This is a genomic window from Streptomyces sp. ICN903 (assembly GCF_022015835.1).
GTDB classification, from domain to species: Bacteria; Actinomycetota; Actinomycetes; order Streptomycetales; family Streptomycetaceae; genus Streptomyces; species Streptomyces fenghuangensis.
In genome coordinates this window covers 1-20,626 of sequence record NZ_JAKMAY010000011.1, presented here as the reverse complement: position 1 = coordinate 20,626, position 20,626 = coordinate 1, and the positions used below count along the sequence as shown (strand labels likewise).

At 70.2% G+C, this 20,626-nt stretch carries 12 protein-coding genes; 11 read left to right on the top strand and 1 reads right to left on the bottom strand.

The genetic code is table 11. The features are described 5' to 3' along the window. The first annotated feature begins 12 nt into the window (after window positions 1-12). The 11 genes from rpsD (at window position 13) to L7D48_RS02280 (ending at window position 19,657) form a co-directional block, all read left to right on the top strand. Window positions 13-639, top strand: a complete 627-nt coding sequence (rpsD, locus tag L7D48_RS02335) for a 30S ribosomal protein S4 (protein WP_237876887.1) — start codon at window positions 13-15, stop codon at window positions 637-639. 137 nt (window positions 640-776) lie between these two features. After that, entirely contained in the window at window positions 777-1,799 is a 1,023-nt protein-coding gene (locus L7D48_RS02330) for a DNA-directed RNA polymerase subunit alpha (protein ID WP_093660637.1), read from the top strand. A 207-nt stretch (window positions 1,800-2,006) separates the two neighbouring features. Continuing rightward, the gene (rplQ, locus tag L7D48_RS02325) at window positions 2,007-2,561 is read left to right on the top strand and encodes a 50S ribosomal protein L17 (protein WP_237876885.1); all 555 of its coding nucleotides are present in this window, start codon (window positions 2,007-2,009) and stop codon (window positions 2,559-2,561) included. A 124-nt stretch (window positions 2,562-2,685) separates the two neighbouring features. Next, window positions 2,686-3,561, top strand: coding sequence for a tRNA pseudouridine(38-40) synthase TruA (truA, locus tag L7D48_RS02320; RefSeq protein WP_237876883.1), 876 nt, complete (start codon window positions 2,686-2,688; stop codon window positions 3,559-3,561). A gap of 342 nt (window positions 3,562-3,903) precedes the next feature. Then, on the top strand, window positions 3,904-5,445 hold the full coding sequence (locus L7D48_RS02315) for a VCBS repeat-containing protein (protein ID WP_237876881.1): 1,542 nt from the start codon (window positions 3,904-3,906) through the stop codon (window positions 5,443-5,445). Then, window positions 5,442-9,161 (top strand): LamG domain-containing protein, encoded by a 3,720-nt coding sequence (locus tag L7D48_RS29345; RefSeq protein ID WP_237876879.1) that lies wholly within the window; start codon window positions 5,442-5,444, stop codon window positions 9,159-9,161. The genes L7D48_RS02315 and L7D48_RS29345 overlap by 4 nt, the downstream gene beginning before the upstream one ends. Window positions 9,162-9,251: 90 nt before the next feature. Next, window positions 9,252-16,151: a polymorphic toxin-type HINT domain-containing protein gene (locus L7D48_RS29265; protein ID WP_305853120.1), complete on the top strand. Its 6,900-nt coding sequence runs from the start codon at window positions 9,252-9,254 to the stop codon at window positions 16,149-16,151. A 13-nt stretch (window positions 16,152-16,164) separates the two neighbouring features. Beyond that, window positions 16,165-16,542: a hypothetical protein gene (locus L7D48_RS02295; RefSeq protein WP_237876877.1), complete on the top strand. Its 378-nt coding sequence runs from the start codon at window positions 16,165-16,167 to the stop codon at window positions 16,540-16,542. 428 nt (window positions 16,543-16,970) lie between these two features. After that, a complete protein-coding gene (locus L7D48_RS02290) occupies window positions 16,971-17,786 on the top strand; it encodes a polymorphic toxin-type HINT domain-containing protein (RefSeq protein ID WP_237876875.1) in 816 nt (271 codons plus the stop codon). Between the two features lie 15 nt (window positions 17,787-17,801). Then, window positions 17,802-18,266: a DUF4265 domain-containing protein gene (locus L7D48_RS02285; protein WP_237876874.1), complete on the top strand. Its 465-nt coding sequence runs from the start codon at window positions 17,802-17,804 to the stop codon at window positions 18,264-18,266. A gap of 452 nt (window positions 18,267-18,718) precedes the next feature. Continuing rightward, a complete protein-coding gene (locus tag L7D48_RS02280) occupies window positions 18,719-19,657 on the top strand; it encodes a D-alanyl-D-alanine carboxypeptidase family protein (RefSeq protein WP_374490677.1) in 939 nt (312 codons plus the stop codon). 64 nt (window positions 19,658-19,721) lie between these two features. Here L7D48_RS02280 and L7D48_RS02275 read toward each other — a convergent pair. Further along, window positions 19,722-20,626 (bottom strand): hypothetical protein (locus L7D48_RS02275; protein ID WP_237876870.1); only part of this gene is annotated, 905 nt, incomplete at its 5' end.

Here is a 20,626-nt window from a genome sequence, read left to right as displayed (position 1 = left end):
AGATACACGAACATGGCGCGTTACACCGGGGCCGACTGCAAGCGTTGCCGTCGGGAGAAGCAGAAGCTCTTCCTCAAGGGAGCTAAGTGCGAGAGCGCGAAGTGCCCGATCGAGATCCGTCCTTACCCCCCGGGTGAGCACGGACGCGGGCGCACCAAGGACAGCGAGTACCTGCTGCAGAAGCGTGAGAAGCAGAAGGCCGCCCGCATCTACGGTGTCCTCGAGAAGCAGTTCCGCGGTTACTTCAACGAGGCCAACCGCAAGCAGGGCAAGACGGGTGAGAACCTGCTCCAGATCCTGGAGTCCCGTCTGGACAACGTGGTCTACCGGGCCGGCTTCGCCAAGTCCCGCGACCACGCCCGCCAGCTCGTCCGCCACGGACACATCATGGTGAACGGCCGCAAGACCGACATCCCGTCGGCCCGCGTCGCTCCCAACGACATCGTCGAGGTCCGCCCCAGCTCCCGCAACCTGACCCCCTTCCAGGTGGCGCAGGCGGAGGCCGGGGACAAGACGGTGCCGGCGTGGCTCGAGGCCATCCCGTCGAAGATGCGGATCCTCGTCCACTCGCTGCCCGAGCGCCAGGTGATCGACACCCAGGTGCAGGAGCAGCTGATCGTCGAGCTGTACTCCAAGTAATCCGGAGTACCGGCTCACGGTCACGGGCGGTGCGGCCCGCACAGGTCGCACCGCCCGTACCCTTGTAGTGGAAAACCGGGCTCCCGCCCGGTGCTCGGCATCAAATAGCGGTTGCCGAAGACTGGAGGCACACCCCCATGCTGATCGCTCAGCGCCCCTCACTGACCGAAGAGGTCGTGGACGAGTTCCGTTCCCGGTTCGTGATCGAACCGCTGGAGCCGGGCTTCGGCTACACCCTCGGAAACTCCCTGCGTCGCACGCTCCTGTCCTCGATCCCCGGTGCTGCCGTGACCAGCATCCGGATCGACGGCGTCCTGCACGAGTTCACCACCGTGCCGGGCGTCAAGGAGGACGTCACCGACCTGATCCTCAACATCAAGAGCCTGGTCGTCTCCTCGGAGCACGACGAGCCGGTCGTGATGTACCTGCGCAAGCAGGGCCCGGGTCTGGTCACCGCCGCCGACATCGCCCCGCCGGCCGGTGTCGAGGTGCACAACCCCGACCTGGTCCTCGCCACGCTGAACGGCAAGGGGAAGCTGGAGATGGAGCTGACCGTCGAGCGCGGTCGCGGTTACGTCTCCGCCGTGCAGAACAAGCAGGCCGGCCAGGAGATCGGCCGCATCCCGGTCGACTCCATCTACTCGCCGGTCCTCAAGGTCACCTACAAGGTCGAGGCGACCCGTGTCGAGCAGCGCACCGACTTCGACAAGCTGATCGTCGACGTCGAGACCAAGGAGTCCATGCGTCCGCGTGACGCCATGGCCTCCGCCGGCAAGACCCTGGTCGAGCTGTTCGGCCTGGCCCGCGAGCTGAACGTCGACGCCGAGGGCATCGACATGGGCCCGTCCCCGACGGACGCCGCGCTCGCCGCGGACCTGGCCCTGCCGATCGAGGAGCTGGAGCTGACCGTCCGCTCCTACAACTGCCTCAAGCGCGAGGGCATCCACTCGGTGGGCGAGCTGGTGGCCCGCTCCGAGGCGGACCTGCTCGACATCCGCAACTTCGGCGCCAAGTCGATCGACGAGGTCAAGGCGAAGCTGGCCGGCATGGGCCTGACCCTCAAGGACAGCCCGCCCGGATTCGACCCGACCGCCGCCGCCGACGCCTTCGGCGCCGACGACGACGCGGACTCCGGTTTCGTCGAGACCGAGCAGTACTGACCGGCACCCGGCGGTAACGACGCCGGTTCCCACCGGCATCCCGACCGGGCGCGGCACCCGCCCGCGCCCGGTCGGCCCACGTTCCCCGGAGCGTACGGCCGAGCGCGCGAGTGCGGCCGCACGCCCCGGTTCCGGCGGGCACAAGCCCGTACGGACACTGACACCGGTACCTGATACGGCCGGTGCAGACATCGAGGAGAAACAACCATGCCGAAGCCCACCAAGGGCGCCCGCCTCGGCGGCGGCGCCGCGCACGAGAAGGCCATGCTGGCGAACCTCGCCACCGCCCTCTTCGAGCACGGCCGCATCACCACCACCGAGGCCAAGGCCCGCCGCCTGCGCCCGGTGGCCGAGCGTCTGATCACCAAGGCGAAGAAGGGCGACCTTCACAACCGCCGCCAGGTGATGCGCACGATCCTCGACAAGAGCGTCGTGCACACGCTCTTCACCGAGATCGGCCCGCGCTACGAGAACCGCCCCGGCGGTTACACCCGCATCACCAAGATCGGCAACCGCCGCGGCGACAACGCGCCCATGGCGGTCATCGAGCTGGTGGAGGCCCTGACCGTGCAGCAGGAGGCCGTCGGCGAGGCCGAGGCCGCCACGAAGCGCACGGCCAAGGACGCCGCGGGCGACGAGGCCGTGAAGGACCTGAAGAAGGACGCCGCGAAGGACGAGGCCGCCGAGGCCCCGGCCGAGGAGAAGTCCGAGGAGACCGAGGCCGCGGCCGAGGCTCCGGCCGAGGAGAAGAAGGACGCCTGAGGCGTTCTCCGCTCCGGGGCATCCCGAGCACACCGCGGCGGACCCGCCTCCCCCTTTCCGGGAGCGGGTCCGCCGCCGTTTACGCGCTTCACGTGCTGTACGCGCTTTTCGAGAGGATCACGGTGTGAGCGACGAGGTGGAGCCCGGACACGTACGGGTCCGGCTGGACCTGTCGTACGACGGCAGGGAGTTCTCCGGCTGGGCGCGGCAGCGCGGGCGGCGCACCGTGCAGGGCGAGCTGGAGGACGCGCTGCGGGTGGTGACCCGCTCGGAGGAGGTCTTCGAGCTGACGGTCGCCGGCCGCACCGACGCGGGCGTCCACGCCCGCGGCCAGGTGGCGCACGCCGACCTGCCCGCCGACCTGTGGGAGGCGCACCGGGAGAGACTGCTGCGCCGGCTGGCCGGGCGCCTGCCGCACGACGTACGGGTGCACCGGATCGGTGCGGCCCCGCCCCACTTCAACGCGCGCTTCTCGGCGATCTGGCGCCGCTACGCCTACCGCGTCTGCGACCACCCGGGAGGGGTGGACCCGCTCCAGCGCGGCCATGTGCTGTGGCACGACTGGCCGCTGGACGTGGACGCCATGAACGAGGCGGCCGAGCGCCTGCTGGGGGAGCACGACTTCGCCGCCTACTGCAAGCGGCGCGAGGGCGCGACGACCATACGGACGCTCAGGGAACTGAGCTGGCGGCGGCGCCCCGACGGCGTCGTGGAGGCCCGGGTGGTCGCCGACGCCTTCTGCCACAACATGGTGCGCTCGCTGGTGGGCGCGCTGCTCTTCGTCGGCGACGGGCACCGTCCGCCGTCGTGGCCGGGCCAGGTGCTGGCGGCCGGGGTGCGGGACTCGGCGGTGCACGTGGTGCGGCCGCACGGGCTCACCCTGGAGGAGGTCGGCTACCCGGCCGACGAACTGCTGGCCGCGCGCAACGCCGAGGCGCGCAACCGCCGCACGCTCCCGGGCGCGGGCCCGGCGGCGGGCGTGGCGGCCGGCTGCTGCTGAGCGGCGCGAGCCGCCCGCGCACGCCCTGACGACGGGGGCGGCCCACCACACCGGCCCCGCCCCGGCCCCGTTCGGCCGCGGGGCCGCGCCACCACCCGCCCCACCCGGGCGTCGCTCCCGGTCGGGGCGGGGCCGGTCATGCCGCGGGGAGGCGGGCACCGGCAGTACGGCGGGCCTTCGGACCGGCCGGTCCCCTGCCGCCTTCTCTCCCCGTGACGGGCTGTTCGGCGCGTTCGCTACAAGCCGATCTTTTGTCAGGTCCTTGATCGTCGAGTAAGCGCCCAGGAAGATCACCCGGGTTTCACTTGCTTCAAAGGATCTTCACAAGGGGTGGGAAGAGGCGTGCGTACACGCGCGGGCATGATCGGGCTGGCCTTGGTGGCGGCGATGGCACTGTCCGGTGGGGCACCACCTCTGGCCCCTGTGGTGGAGGCCGCGACCGGGTGCACCGCGGGCACCGAGTCGGACTTCAACGGCGACGGCGTCCGCGACATCGCGATCGCCGACCCCGAGGCCACGGTCTCCGGGCACCCCGAGGCCGGGACCGTCCACATCGCCTACGGCGGCGGTCGGGGAGCGGAGGAGATCTCCCAGGACACCGAGGGGATCCCGGGAACGGCCGAGCCGGGAGACCGCTACGGCCACGCCCTTGCGACCTTCGACCACAACGGAGACGGCTGCGCCGACCTGGTCGTCGGCTCCCCCTACGAGGACATCGGGGACCAGGCCGACGCGGGATCGGTGCAGATCCTCTACGGCTCGCCCGCCGGTCTGGGCAAGGGGCCCGCCGCCCTCGACCTCCACCAGGGCAAGGGATCCGGAAGCATCGCCTCCTCGGCGGCCGAGGCCGGGGACTGGTTCGGGTACTCCCTGGCGGCCGGCCACACCGGGCCCGGCCGCCCCTACCTGGTCATCGGAGTGCCCGGCGAGGACCTGAGCGGCGGGCTGCGCGACGCCGGCAGCGTCCACTACCTGCGCGACAGCATCAACGTCGCCTTCAACCAGAACGACAACGGGGCGTCCGGCCTCCCGGAGAACGACGACCGGTTCGGCTATTCGATCGCCGCCTCGCCCTACCACATCGCCGTCGGCGTCCCCGGCGAGGCGATCGGCGACCGCACCTTCTCCGGCGGCATGCAACTGCTCAGGCACGCGATCAACTCCGACGGCAACCCCACGCCGGTGGGCGGAACCCACCAGGACACACCCGGGATCAACGGGACGGCCGAGACCGGCGACCAGTACGGAGCGGCGCTGGCCGCCGTGCAGTACCGGCCCCCGGGCTCCTCCTCGACGACCGACACCCTGGTCGTGGTGGGCATCCCCGGCGAGGACACCTCCACCGGCGAGGACGCCGGGCGGGTCATCACCCTGCGACTCACCCTCTCCGGAGACGTGACCCAGGTCGCCGACATCCACCAGGGCATCACCGGTGTCACCGGTGTCGGAGAGGACGGCGACTACTTCGGGCAGCACCTCACCGCCGTGAACACCGCACCCGGCTCGACCAGCACCGCACAGAACCTGCTGCTGGCCGTCGGCATCCCCGGCGAGGACATCGAGGCCGCCGGCGGCAAGGACTCGGGCGGTGTGCAGATCTTCCCGCTGGTCGGGCCGCCCGGTGACGGCGACGTGTGGCTGGAGCAGGGCCTGCACGGCCTCCCCGGGCAACCCGGGGTCAGGGAGTACCTGGGCACCAGCCTGTCGGCCACACCGCAGACGCTCCACGTGGGCAAGCCCTACGGCCCGGAGGCCGACCGAGGCGTCCACGGCATCCCCTGGGCCAACCTGATCTCCGGCGGCACCGGCGCGGTGAGCGCCTGGCGGCCCGGCGAGGGCGGCATCCCCACCGGCGGCCGCGCCTTCGGGGCGGTGGTCCGGTGAGCGCGCGGCGCGGCGCGGACCGCGCACAGGGAAGACCCGGCGACTTCGACGGCTCCGAGGGCGAGAACGTGAACGACAGAAGAACGCGGCGCCGTACGCGCCGCACCGCGACCGTCATCGGAGCGCTCACCGCGCTCCTGGCCACCGGGTGCGCGGCACTGCCCGGAGCGGGCGCGGACACCGGGGCCACGGTGCGCGACGCACCGGCCGCCCCGGCGGGGAAGTCCTCGAAGCGGTACGCGGACGTCCAGCGGACCGAGGAACTGGCCCAGGCCGCCGCCGAGGCGAACGGGGAGGCCGTGGAGGTGGCCGGGCTGCGGCAGGAGCGCCGCGAGGTCTTCGCCAACCCCGACGGCTCCTTCACCGCCTACGAGTACACCGAGCCGGTCCGCGCCTTCCGCGGCGGCGAGTGGGTCGACATCGACGGCACCCTGGTGCGGCGCGAGGACGGCGGCTGGTCACCGAAGGCCGCCACCGTCGAGCTGGAGTTCTCCGGCGGCGGGGACGGGCCCTTCGCGCGGATGCGCAAGGCGGGCCGCGAGTACGCCCTGACCTGGCCCGGCGGCGAACTGCCCGCCCCGCGGATCGAGGGCGACTCCGCCACCTACCCCGACGTCCTGCCCGGCGTGGACCTGGTGGCGCGCGCCGAGGTGGACGGCCTGGCGCACCTGCTGGTCGTCAGGACGGCCGAGGCCGCGGCCAACCCCGAGCTGGCGAGCATCGACTTCGGGATGCGGACCGAGGGGCTGGAGGTCCGCGAGACCGCGGACGGATCGCTGGAGGCGGTCGACGCGGCGGTCGGCGGCACGGTCTTCGAGGCCGGGAAGCCGGTGATGTGGGACTCGGCTGACACGGAAACCGGCACGGAGGCGGAGCAGCCCGCCGCCGGACAGGCGGACCAGGCGTCCTTCACCGTCAACACCGAGGGCCCCGGCGCCCGGTCGTCCGCCGAGGCAGCCGAGGGCCCCGGCAGGGGCGGCCGCACCGCGCCGGTGGACGTGGAGGTGAGCGGCGACACCCTCACCCTCGTCCCGGACAGGGAACTGCTCACCGGCGAGGACACCGTCTACCCGGTGGTCATCGACCCGATCCAGCGCACCACCTCGCGCTCGGCCTGGACATCGGTGATGTCCGGCATGCCGGGGGAGCAGGACTGGAAGTACTCCGGCAGCGCCGGCATGGGCAGGTGCCCCACGGACTACAACCCGGTCTCCTGCAACGGCATCGGGGTACGGCGGCTGCTGTTCACGATGCCCATGTCGTTCTACCGCGGCAAGCAGATCCTGAAAGCGTCCTTCTCCGCCCGGGTCAACCACGTCTACTGGGCCGACGCCCGCGCCGAGCCCGTCCAGCTCTACCGGATCGGCGGCAAGAACCACACCATCACCTCCTCCAGCGACTGGTCGAACACCAAGGACGACTGGGACGACTACCTGATGACGGTGGACAAGAAGATCTCCCCCACCTCCTGCTCCAGCCAGGCCAACCTGCACTTCGAGGGCGGCGAGCTGACCAGCGAGGTGAGCGCGGCGGCCTCCGGGAGCTGGACGTCGATGTCCCTGGGGCTGAAGGCCGGGGACGAGAGCACCTACGGCGGCTGGAAGCGGATCTGCGGCAACGCATACCTGAAGATCGGCTACAACAATCCGCCCGAGCAGATCAGGACCGCGCACATGTCCTCCGACCCCGGCGGCAAGTGCGTCTGGGGCGAGGGCCGCCCGTACACCAACGTGCGGCCCCAGTTCCGCACCGAGGCACGCGACCCCGACCACACCTCCTCGCGCACCGACAAGGTGAAGGTGCGCTTCAAGGTGGACTGGACGGGGAAGGACGGCACGTCCCGCTCCTACACCCACGACACCGTCTACAAGTCGCCCAACGCCGGGACCGTCTTCAGCCACACCATGAGCACCCAGGTCACCGGCGACCTCCAGCCGAACTCGGTGATCTACTGGTCCGCCAACGCCTACGACGGCGACGCCTGGGGCGGCTGGAGCCACGACGGCGACCCGCAGCGCTGCGAGATCGTCTACGACGCGAGCCGGCCCGGCGCCCCGGCGGTCACCTCGCAGGAGTACCCGGAGGGCGAGGTGTGGCACGACGGGGTGGGCACGGCCGGCACCTTCACCTTCGCGCCGAACACCGACGACGCGATCGACGACGGCGACCTCGTGGAGTACCGCTACAGCTTCGACGGCGAGACACCGCGCACCGTCGCCGCCGACACCGCGGGCGGCCCCGCCTCGGTGACCTGGACCCCGATGTCCCCAGGACGCCACTGGGTGACCGTCGAGGCGTTCGACCAGGCGGGCAACCCCAGCGCCTCCGCCCAGCACGAGTTCCTGGTCACCGACGGCCGCCCGGTCGCCGCGCAGTGGAATCTGGCGGACGAGGCGGACGCCGACGGCGTCCACGACGAGTCGGGCCGCTACCCGGCCACGGCGGGCAGCGCGGTGCGGTTCGGGGTGACCGGCCCCGGCGGCGCCGCCGACAGCGCCGCCCGGTTCGACGGCAGCGCCGACGCCTACCTCGACTCCGAGGCCACGGTGCTGGACACCAGGGACAGCTTCAGCGTCAGCGCCTGGGTCCGCCCCACCGCACTCGACCGGGACATGGCCGTGATCAGCCAGGACGGCAGCGGTGAGCCCGGCTTCACCCTCGGGTACGACGCCACGGCCGGGTCCTGGGCCTTCTCGATGCCGGTCGGCGATGTCTCCACACTCGGCCACTGGAAGACCTCGGCCGGCGTCACGGTCGTCCCGGACCAGTGGGTGCTGCTCACCGGTGTCTACGACGCCCACGCCACCGGCGGTCCGCAACTGAGCGTCTACGTCAACCAGCACCTCAAGGGGACCGCCCGGCGCGGCTCGGAGTGGACCTCCCACGGCAACCTCCAGATCGGACGGGCCGTGGCCAAGTCCGGCTACCGCGACCACTTCACCGGCGACCTCGCCGAGGTCCGGGTCTTCGACCGGGTGCTGCCCGCGGCCCAGGTCGCCGAGCTGATGACGGTCAAGCCCGAGCGCAGGGGCTACTGGATGCTGGACACCGCCACCGACGGGACATCCGCCAACGTCCAGGACGGCGGCGAGCCGCTGGCCCTGAACGGGAACGCGTCGGTCTACCGTCCCGCCGACCCGCTGTTCGACGACACCGCACTGGTCGGCGACGGCCATCTGGCCCTGGACGGCGACGGCGACTGGGCGGCCACGGCCACGCCGCCGGTGAGCGGCGACGGCAGCTTCACCATCACCGCCCGCGCCCGGCTCACCACCGACTCCCCGGCGCAGTCGCAGACGGTGTTCTCCCTGCCGGGACAGAACACCGACCGGGTGGCGGTGCGCTACCAGGCGGCCACCGGGCAGTGGGAGCTGGAGGTCTCCGAGACCGACGCGGCCGACGCGCCGACCACCGTGTTCCTCGAAGAGGAGCAGCTGCCGGTCAGCGGAGGCTCCGGCCAGCACCTGGCCGTGGTCTACGACGCCTTCGCCAACGAACTGCGCCTCTATGTGGAGGGCCAGCTGACCGCCACCGCACACGGCCAGGACGACACCCTGTGGCCCGCGACCGGCGGACTCCAGGTCGGCCGCTCCGCACAGGGCGGCGGCAGCGAGTACTTCGCCGGCGCGCTGGACGAGGTGCGTGTCTACGCCGGCGCGGTGGACCCCACCGGCATCAAGAAGATGTGGCAGCCCACCGCCGTCCCCGACCTGTGACAGCCCGGGGCACCGGCCACCGCCGGTGCCCCGCCATCCGTGCCGCCCGCCCCAATCCCCGCCTTCGGACTCGCGGAGAAGAGAATCCCCTTGAATCCCTTCAGAGGCCGCCTGCTCAGCCGCCGCATACCCAAACGCGTCGTCGGCGCCGTCGTCCTGGGCCTGAACCTGGCCCTCGTCGGTACCACGGCCGAGGCCGTACCGCTCGACAAGGACACCGGCAAAGGCCGGCCCGGCGTCCAGGGCTCCGCCGACCCGGCCGAGGGCCGGGACGCCAAGACCGCACCCCGGCCGACCGACCCCACGAAGAAGGCAGCGGTCACCCGGCTGGACAAGGCCGAGTGGCCGAAGCCCGGCAGCGCCGAGATCGCGGTCGCCGCCGACGCGAAGACCGCCGAGCGCACCGAGGTCGGCGGTCTGCCGGTGACGGTCACGGCGGCCGCACCGGAGAAGCCCGGAAAGAAGGCCGCGGAGAACAAGAAGACCGGAAAGGCCGAAGCCGGAAAGGCGGGAGCATCCCCGGCCGAGGTCCGCATCACCTCCCTGGACCGCGAGCGCGCCGCCGAACTCGACAGCGCCGTGGTGCTGAAGGTCAGCCGGACCGACGGCTCCGAGCAGCCCGGGCCGGTGGAACTCTCGCTGGACTACTCGGAGTTCGCCGAGGGGTACGGCGGCGGCTACGGTTCCCGGCTGCGTCTGGTGAAGCTGCCCGACTGCGCCGCGACCGCTGCCCCGGGCACCGCGGAGTGCCCCGAACTGCCCGTCCCCCTGGCATCGGACAACGACACCTCGAAGCGGACGGTCACCGCGCGCGTGGAGGCACAGCCGGCGAAGCCGGGCCTGTCCACCCAGGCGGGAGAGTCCTCCACTCTGGTCGCCCTGACCTCGGGCACCTCCTCGGACAAGGGCGACTACAAGGCGACCCCCCTGTCGCCCTCGGCGAGCTGGTCGGTGGCCAACTCCTCCGGCGGGTTCTCCTGGAACTACCCCTTCCGTACCGTCCCGACCCCCGGCGGGCTGACCCCGACCATCGGACTGGGCTACTCCTCGCAGTCCGTGGACGGGCGCACCTCGGTCACCAACAACCAGGGCTCCTGGGTCGGCGACGGCTTCAGCTACGAACCCGGCTACATCGAGCGCGCCTACAAGCCCTGCGCCGACGACGGCCACAAGACCTCCGCCGAGCAGTGCTGGGCGTTCGACAACGCGACCATCATGCTCGAAGGCAGCTCCAGCCAGCTCATCAAGGACGACGACACCGGTGAGTGGCACTTCACCGGCGAGAGCGGCGCCCGGGTGGAGAAGCTCACCGGCGCCGCCAACGGGGACGACAACGGCGAGCACTGGCGGGTCACCACCACCGACGGCACCGAGTACCACTTCGGTCTGAACCGGCTGCCGGGCTGGACCTCGGGCAAGGAGGAGACCGACTCGGCCTGGACCGTCCCCGTCTTCGGCGACGACTCCGGTGAGCCCTGCCACGACGCCACCTTCTCCGAGGCGCACTGCGAGCAGGCCTGGCGGTGGAACCTCGACTACGTCAAGGACACCCACGGCAACGTCATGTCGTACTTCTACGGGGCGGAGACCAACCACTACGCCCTGAACGGCAAGACGGACACCGACGGCACCGCGTACCACCGCGGCGGCTACCTCAAGCGCATCGACTACGGCCAGCGCCACGAACAGGTGTACGCGGCCAAGGCCCCGGCCCGGGTGAAGTTCACCGTTGCCGAGCGCTGCCTGCCCACCGACACCTTCGACTGCGCCGCGAGCAAGCGCACCACTGCCAACGCCGCCCACTGGCCCGACACCCCGGTCGACCTGGAGTGCAAGGCCGGCACCCACTGCAAGGCCGGTCAGATCTCGCCCTCGTTCTGGACCACCAAGCGGCTGACCGGCATCACCACCCAGATGCGCACCGGCGCCGACACCTACGAGGACGTCGACGCCTGGACGCTCACCCACCGCTTCCTCGACAACGGTGACGACTCCAAGACGCTGTGGCTGTCGAAGATCGGCCACGAGGGCCGGGTCGGCGACGACCACATCGCGATGCCCTCGGTCGACCTGTACGGCATCCAGCTGGAGAACCGGGTGGACGCCGACGGCGACAACATCGACGCCTTCCACCGCTACCGCCTGGCCTCCGTGCTGAGCGAGACCGGCGCCCAGCTCGATGTCAACTACGCCCCCACCGAGTGCACCGCCAAAGCCCTGCCCGCTCCGGGGAAGTCCACCAAGCGCTGCTACCCGGTGAAGTGGGCGCCCCCCGGGCACACCGAGCCGATCACCGACTGGTTCCACAAGTACGTCGTCGCCGAGATCGTCGAGACCGACCGCACCGGCGGCGGCGACGACCTCGTCACCCGCTACGACTACCAGGGCCCGGCCGCCTGGCGGCACGCCGAGCCCGACGGCATCACCGACGAGAAGTACCTGACCTGGGGCCAGTGGCAAGGCTACGGCAAGGTCACCGTCACCAGCGGCGACGGCGAGACCACCTCGACGCGGACCGACCACACGTACCTGCGGGGCATGCACGGTGACAAGGACCCCGACGGCGGCACCCGCTCGGTGACGGTCACCGACTCCACCGGCAAGAGCTACACCGACCACAAGGAGTACACCGGCTTCGAGCTGGAGGCGGCGACCTACGACGGCGGCAGGATCGTCTCCAAGGTCGTCAACGAGCCCTGGAAGCACGACACCGCCGTCCAGACCAGGTCCTGGGGCACCACCAAGGCCACCATCACCAGGACGGGGACCACCCGCGGCTACAACCTGCTGTCCGACGGCACCTGGCGGAAGACCAGATCCGTCTCCGTCTACGACACCGACACCGGCCGCCTGCTCAGGACCGACGACTTCGGAGACCTGGCCACCACCGACGACGACCGCTGCACCCGTCTGTGGTACGCCGACAACCCCGCGAGGAACATCTACGAGCTGCCCTCACGCAGCGAGGCCGTCTCCGTCGCCTGCTCGGCCACTCCCGACCGCACCACCCAGGTCATCGCCGACGAGCGCACCCACTACGACGGCGGCGGCTTCGGCGACGCGCCCACCAAGGGCGATGCCACCAGGACCGAGCGGCTGACCTCGCACGACGGCACCAAGGGCACCTACCAGGTCACCGGCACCACCACCTACGACGCCTTCGGACGCCCCACCGCGCAGACCGACGCGGCCGGCGCGACCACACGCACCGAGTACACCGACGTCAACGGCCTGATCTCGCAGACCGAGGTCACCAACGCGCTCGGCCACGTCACCACCACCGACTACGCCCCGGCGTGGGGGCAGTCGACCGGACAGACCGACCCCAACGGCAAGCGCACCGACCTGGCCCACGACGCCCTGGGACGCCTGGTCTCGGTCTGGATGCCGGACCGGCGCAAGACCCAGACGCCGAGCATCAAGTACTCCTACACCGTCCGCAAGGACAAGGTCGTCGCGGTCAGGACCGAGAAGGTCGAGATCAGCGGCGAGTACGGCACGGAGTACGAGCTGTACGACAGCCTGCTGCGCCCGCGCCAGAAGCAGACCGAGGGGCCGGACGGCTCCCGCATGGTCGCCGACACCTTCTACGACGGCACCGGGAAGGTCCGGAAGGCCAACGCCACCTACAACGCGCTCGGCGCGCCCTCGGACGAACTGCTGGTCGTCAACGACGGCCAGGTCGGAGCGCAGACCCTGACCGAGTACGACGGCCTGGGCCGCGCCACGGCGCAGACCCTCGCGGTCGCGGGCGTCGAGCAGTGGCGGACCACCACCGCCTACGACGGCGAGCGCACCCACGTCGACCCGCCCGAGGGCGGAGTGCCCACCACCACCATCACCGACGCCGCCGGGCGGATGACGGAGCTGCGCCACTACCACGGCGACGCCCCGAACCCCGACGGCGCGGCGGGCCCCGGCAACGGCTACGACGCGACGAAGTACACCTACACCCCGGCCGGGCAGCTGGAGACGGTCACCGACGCCCAGGGCAACACCTGGCGGTACGAGTACGACCAGCTGGGCCGCGAGGTCAAGAGCATCGACCCCGACAGCGGCACCTCCACCACCACCTACGACGCCGCCGACCGGCCGGTGTCGACGATGGACGCGCGCGGCAAGGTCGTCTCCACCGTCTACGACAAGCTGGGGCGGGCCACCTCCACCTGGGAGGGGCAGCCCCAACTGGGCACCAAGCTCACCGAGACCCGGTACGACAAGGCCGGTTGGCTGGGGCACGCCTACGCCTCGCTGCGGTACGTGAACGGCGGCAGCCAGTACTTCGCCACGGTCACCCAGGCCATGGACGAGTACTACCGTCCCCTGAAGACGGCCTACTCGGTGCCGTCCTCCGAGGGCGCGCTGGCGGGCGTCTACACCTTCACCTCCACCTACAACCGGGACGGCACGCTCGGCGGCCAGGGCATGCCCGCCGCGGGCGGCCTCGGTTCGGAGGCGATCGTCTTCGGCTACGACGAGTTGCAGCGCCCGACCTCCATGACGGGCAACACGCCGTACGTCACCGACACCGTCTACTCCACCACCAGCCTGCTCCAGCAGCTCCAGCTGTCCACCGGTGGCGGCAAGCGGGTCTGGCAGACCTTCCAGTACGAGAAGGGAACCGACCGGCTGACCCGCTCGGTGGTCGACATCGAGGGCGTCACCGGACCGGCGAAGGCGGCGAACTACTCCTACGACCAGGTCGGCAACGTCCTGTCGATCTCCGACACCTCGGGCGCCTCCCCCGACGTGCAGTGCTTCGCCTACGACACCGGGCAGCGCCTGGCCGAGGCCTGGACCCCGGCGGCGAGCCCCGAGCAGGCAGCCGGATCCGGCACGGCCGGCGGGCAGCTGGGCGGCTCCTCCCCGGCGGCGTGCGGCGCGGCACCGGGACAGAGCGCGCTGGGCGGACCGGCGCCGTACTGGAAGTCGTACACCGTCGACGCGATCGGCAACCGCACCAAGGAGGTCGTCCACGACACCGGCCTGGACGCGGCCAAGGACGTCACCCGCACCTACACCCACGGCGAGGGCGACGCCGGACCGCACGCGGTCACCGAGGTCGTGGAGAACACCCCGACCGGCGACCGCCGGTCCACCTACGCCTACGACGCCTCCGGCAACACCACCGAGCGCGTTCTGGGCGGTGACACCCAGACCCTGCACTGGGACGCCGAGGGCCAGCTGACCAGGACCGTCGAGGCGGACGGCCGGGAGGCCACCTACCTCTACGACGCCGACGGCAACCGCGTCATCCGGCGCGACGCCACCGCCACCACGGTCTACCTGCCGGGCATGGAACTGCGCCTGCCCAAGGGCGGCAGCGAGGTGGAGGCCACCCGCTACTACTCCTTCGCCGGCCAGACCATCGCCGTCCGCACCGACGACGGCAAGCTGTCCTTCCTCGCCTCCGACCACCACGGCACCGGCGAGCTGGCCATCGACGCCGCCACCGGCGCCGTCGCACAGCGCCGCTTCGACCCCTACGGGCTGGAACGGGGCCGGGCGAGCGGCACCTGGCCGGGCGAGAAGGGCTTCGTCGGCGGCACGATCGACGCCCAGACCGGGCTGACGAGCATCGGGGCGCGCGAGTACGACTCGTCGCTGGGCAGGTTCATCTCGGTCGACCCGATCATCGACTACACCAGCCCTCAGCAGATCAACGGCTACGCCTACGCCAACAACACCCCCGTCACGCTGTCGGACCCCACGGGCCTGGCCATCCCCGAGTGCATGCAGGGCCTCATCAAGTGCCAGGGCGGGCTGCCCATCCCCAGCAGCAAGGGCGGCGGCTATGTGAAACCCGACAAGGAGGTCACCGAGGCCCAGGAGAACCTCGACAGGGCTCAGCGCCAGTACTCGTCCGCGAAGAAGCAGGTGAAGCGGGCGGCCAAGGAACTGGTCGAGATCGCCAAGGACATCCTCGGCATCAACGCGGCGATGGACTGCTTCTCCAGCGGTGACCTCGCCGCGTGCGGGGAGACCGCGCTGAACATCGCGGGTTCCTTCGTCGGCGGCCTGGCGGGCAAGATCCTCGCCAAGTACGGAGCCCCGTGGAACTGGGCCAAGGGCGCCAAACTCGCGAAGCGCGTCTGGGGCCTGCTCGACGACCTGGTCGGCGGCGCCAAGGACATGTGGTCCTCCTCCAAGACCGTCGGCAAGGCCAAGGACGCCCTGAAGGCCGCGAAGGCGAAGCTGACGCGGAAGAGCAAGTGCCACAGCTTCCTGCCGGGTACGGGTGTCCTCCTCGCCGACGGCACCAGTAAGCCGATCGAGGAGGTCGGGCTCGGGGACAAGGTCACCGTCACCGACCCCGAGACCGGTGAGACCACGGTCCGCGAGGTCGTCGCCACCATCGTCACCGAGGACGACAAGCACTTCGTCGACCTGACCATCGCCACCGGCGAGGGCTCGGCCGCCCTGATCTCCACCACGACCCACCCCTTCTGGGTGGAGTCCGAGCAGGAGTGGATCGAGGCCGGTGATCTCGAGCCGGGCATGGAGCTTCGTACTCCGGACGGCGACACCGTCACGCTCACCGGCACCCGCGACTTCGAGAAGCGCCAGCGCACCCACGACCTCACGATCGCCGGCATCCACACGTACTACGTGCTCGCTGCCGACCAGCCCGTGCTTGTCCACAACGTCGGAGGCAGCAAAGGGGGGTACGGTGATGCTTGCCGACTCTTCCACCCCGGTGAGAACACACACGACTGGATAGACGCCAGAGGGCCGGAGCGGGACTGGAAGGCTCAGGAGATCCGGGACGTCAATGACATAGGCAACAAGTACGGATGTCATACCTGCGGTGCGGCCAAGTCCGGCTATAAAAGTGGCACGTGGGTGAAGGATCACCAGCCGGTCTCAACGTTCATCAATAAGGGCGATTCGCAAATACTCCTCCCGCAGTGTAGGAGTTGCAGCGCGGCTCAGGGTCGTGCAGCCGCACAAATGAAGAGAGACGGAATAAATCCGTATAAGGACTTGTGAAAAGATGTGTAGCGTGGATGAGTTCAGAGTCGATGTCCCTTGGGGGGTCGTGCGAATTGAAGCGATTGGCTCGTCCCTTGGCATCCCGGAAATCGATCCCTTGGAGTCGCCTGCAGAGGGAAACCGCGAATGCGTGGTTGTTGCCGTGGTTCACGGAGACATCGGTCCAGTCGACATCTCTGTCTCGTTGCAAGACGGAGAGGATGAAGGGACGTGCGTGTACGATGACGTTCTGAGAGTTCTGGGAGAGGGAGTCGAAGTCGCGGACCTTGTCGGCGACGACTTCTCTCACCGATACGACCTGCCCGAAGGCGACGCCAGTGTGCGTGTCTGCGTCGACGACCCTGGAGAGGCGCAGAGAGTCCTGATCCGCATCGTGGCGAAGGCTTGAATCAGGCGGCACTCCCGGATTGGGGGTGTCACCTGTCCTTGCAGAACCTTCGGTTGAGTCCGAGGGACGACGGGCTCGGTCGGTCAAGGCTCTTACAACACTTTTCGGCCGCCGGTGACCGAGGCCGCCGCCTGGTTCCGGCCGCGCCTGAGGGCGCGGGCGAAGGCGAAGTCGGCGGCGTCAAGGCCGGCCTGTCGGAGCCTGGCTTCGGAGGAGAAGCCGGGCTCCGACTGCTCCGGATCGGGCTGCGGTGTCCCGGAAGCCGACGAGGTGGGGGAGGCGGCGCGGGGTGCTGCTGAGGGGTTGGCCGGTTCCGGTGGGCAACCGCCGGTGGCGCTGGGTCGTCCAGTAGTCGGGCCCGCGTCGTGTGGGCCCGACGACCACGATGACGGAGCATCCATTGAGCCGTTTCCAACCCCGGCGCCAGGTTGGAAACGGCTCAGTGCCACAGCTTCCTGCCGGGTACGGGTGTCCTCCTCGCCGACGGCACCAGTAAGCCGATCGAGGAGGTCGGGCTCGGGGACAAGGTCACCGTCACCGACCCCGAGACCGGTGAGACCACGGTCCGCGAGGTCGTCGCCACCATCGTCACCGAGGACGACAAGCACTTCGTCGACCTGACCATCGCCGCCGGCGAGGGCTCGGCCGCGCTGATCTCCACCGCGACCCACCCCTTCTGGGTGGAGTCCGAGCAGGAGTGGATCGAGGCCGGCGATCTCGAGCCGGGCATGGAGCTTCGTACTCCGGACGGCGACACCGTCACGCTCACCGGCATCCGCCACTTCGAGAAGCGCCAGCGCACCCACGACCTCACGATCGCCGGCATCCACACCTACTATGTGCTTGCCGGAGTCGAACCGGTCCTGGTCCACAACACGAACACCGCTGCTCCTGGCTCCTGTCCGGTGAACGGGACGCGTTTCTCGGTTGACTCTCGCGGTGTGGTCCAGGACCTGAATGCCGACATGAAGCGGGCGAAGAAGCCGTTCACCAGGTCAGGGAAGAGGAAAGTCAGGGAGAAGAGCAGAGAGAACAATGGTGGCCGTACCGTGTGCGACGACTGCGGCGTTGAGACGGTTCCGGCCAAGCGCTCTCAGAAGGGAGTTCCTCCGAATCTGAGGGAAACTCGAATCGACCACATTTGGCCTGAATCCCTCGGTGGACCTGGAGCGCCCTGGAACGGGCGTGTAACATGCGTTCCCTGTAACGGGAGATGGAGTAACACCCCCAAGGGGAAGATCTGAGGTTGAGAAAGTTCCGTGAACTCTTTTCCCGGTGAGATTATTCGTGTCACCTTTCCACTTGAACAGGACGAGGATGGTTACCCTCCGTACAGCGAGGAGGGGATCCTGGTGAGGGAGCTATCAGAGGTCGCGGGAGAGGTTCTGAGTATCCCGTTCTTCGTGGTCGGAGTGAGCCGCGGTGACCTGATCACTTACTCGCGGGGCGATGGTGAAGAGTACATCTTCGACGAACTGGTCTCGGCTCGAGGGCACTCGACGATCCGCGTAATCCTCTTCGAGGAGGGCGAGGAGGACAGGTTGGTTGCAGACTTGAAGCGAACCGGCTGTGAAGTCGAGCGGGGAGGGGTGCCGTCCATGCTGGCCATCGATGTTCCACCCGCTGTGGGCTACTCGTCGGTCATGGAAGTCGTGCAATTGGGTGCCGAGCAGGAGTTGTGGGACTACGAGGAGTCCTGTATCGCCATTGAGCACCGATCCTGACGGACTCGTGAGGCAGTCGGTGGACAGGTTCTCTGTCCGTTCCTGCTGGAATCGGTAAGGCTGCTTGTTCGCTCCGAGTGGATGCGTCAGCCGACGTGGATGACATGAGGATTCCATATGTCCTCGGAGTGAGGGTGTTGCCGATTGTTTCCCGGCAGCCTCCCTTGGGTTCCTCCTTGAGCCCCGCCGGAATTACTCCGGCGGGGCTTGCCGGCGTCTCGGCGGCAACGGTTGACGGCGACGTCGGTGGACGGGGCGGTGCCGGGTGGCGGTTCGTCCGGCACTTCCGGTGCGCTGCGGTACCCGTGCGGTAAGTGGCGCGCGCTCCCGTCCCCCAGGGGACGGGAGCGCGGATGCCGCCGCTGAGGGGTTGGCCGGTTCCGGCGGGCAACCGCCGGTGGCGCTGGATCGTCCAGTAGTCGGGCCCGCGTCGTGCGGGCCCGACGACCACGATGACGGAGCATCCATTGAGACTTCGCACGAGGGGGATCCGCAGGGCGGGCGTGGTGCTGGCGGCTGCCTGCGCCGTGCTCCTGGCGGGCCCGACGGCGGTGCCCGCCCAGGCGGCCGGGGGGCCGTCCGGGATAGCGGCCAAGGGCGCCTTCCTGCTGGACAGCGGGCCCGACAAGACCCTGTGGGGCAAGGGTGCCGACACCCGGCGGGAGATGGCCAGCACCACCAAGATCATGGCCGCAGCGGTCGTGGTGACCACCAAGGGCGTCGACCTGAACCGCAAGGTCACGGTGAAGAAGGCCTACCGCGACTACGTGACCAGGTACGGGGCCAGCACCGCGGACCTGAAGACGGGCGACAAGCTCACGGTGCGCCAGCTGCTGTACGGGATGATGCTGCCCTCCGGATGCGACGCGGCGTACGCGCTGGCCGACACCTTCGGCAGCGGGAGCACGACGGCCGCCCGCACCAAGTCGTTCATCTCCAAGATGAACAAGAAGGCCGCCGGTCTGGGGATGAAGAACACGAAGTTCGACTCCTTCGACGGCATCTCCAAGGGCGGCAAGAACTACTCGACCCCCCGCGACATGGCGAAGCTGGCGCGGCACGCGATGGGGAACTCCACGTTCAGGGCGGTGGTCAAGGCGGCCAAGACCGTCCAGAAGGCGACCAACGGGCGCACGTACACCTGGTACAACACCAACAAGCTGCTCGGCTCGTACAAGGGCGTGATCGGCATCAAGACCGGTACGGGCTCCAAGGCCGGCCCGTGCCTGGTCTTCGCGGCGACGCGTGACGAGCGCACGGTCGTCGGGGTGATCCTGAACAGCTCCGACCGCTACCGGGACGCGACGAGGATGCTCGACTGGTCCTTCAAGCGGAAGACGGCCACCAAGGTGACCCTGCGCACGCTCCCGGCGGGAGCCCAGCGGGACTGACGTCCCCGCGCCGCCCGGTCCGGAGCCCCGGACCCCGGACCGTGGCCCCGGTCCGGGCGGCGCGTCAGCCGGTGACCGAGGCCGCCGCCTGCTCCTGACCGCGTTCGAGGATGCGGGCGAAGGCGAAGTCGGCCGCGTCCAGGCCGGCCTGGCGGGCGGCGGTCTCGGAGGCGGTGACGTCCTTGCCGCTGGTGTAGCCGGAGATGGTGAAGTACGCGTAGCGGCCCAGCGCGTTGGCGGAGGTGCGGCAGGTCACGCCGCCCCGGCAGAAGGTGGGCACGCCCGAGCCGGGCAGTGAGGCGATGTTGGGCCGGGACTGCTCCTTGGCCCTGCCCGCGGCCTCGGCGTCGTCGAAGACCGCGACGCCGACGGTGACCGCCACCCCCTCGCGCACGTACGTCACCCGGATCAGCTCGCGGCAGCCGTTGTTCGTCAGCACCGCGCCGAGCGCGCCCTGGGTGCCGGACGCGCAGCTCTTGGTGGAGGCCGTGGCGCCCTTGTCGTAGGTGCGGCCGTTGGCCTTCATCGAGTCGCCGGGGAAGAGTGTGGCGGCGCCGAGCGGGGCGGTGTCCTTCTCGGCGCTGGAGAGGAACTCCCGCGGGTCCGGCGGCGGGGGAGGCGGCTCGGAGGAGAAGGTGGGCTCCGGCTGCTCCGGGTCGGGCGGAGGTGTCTCGGAGGCCGACGGCGCCGGGGAGTCCGAGGCGGCGGCGGGGCCGGAACCCGGACCGCTCTCGTTGACGACGGCGACCGCGACGATCGCGGCGACGACGGCGGTGGCCACCGCCCCGCCGCCGATCATCAGCCAGCGGCGGCGCCGGGCGCGGGCGCGCTCGCTGCGCTCGGCGAGCGCCGCCCAGTCCGGTGTGGACGGCTCCGGCGGCCCGGACTGCCCAGGCTGCCCGAACGGTCCCGGCGGCCCCGGTTGTCCCGGCTGTCCGGACGGTCCTCCCGGGCCCCAGCCCGGCCCCC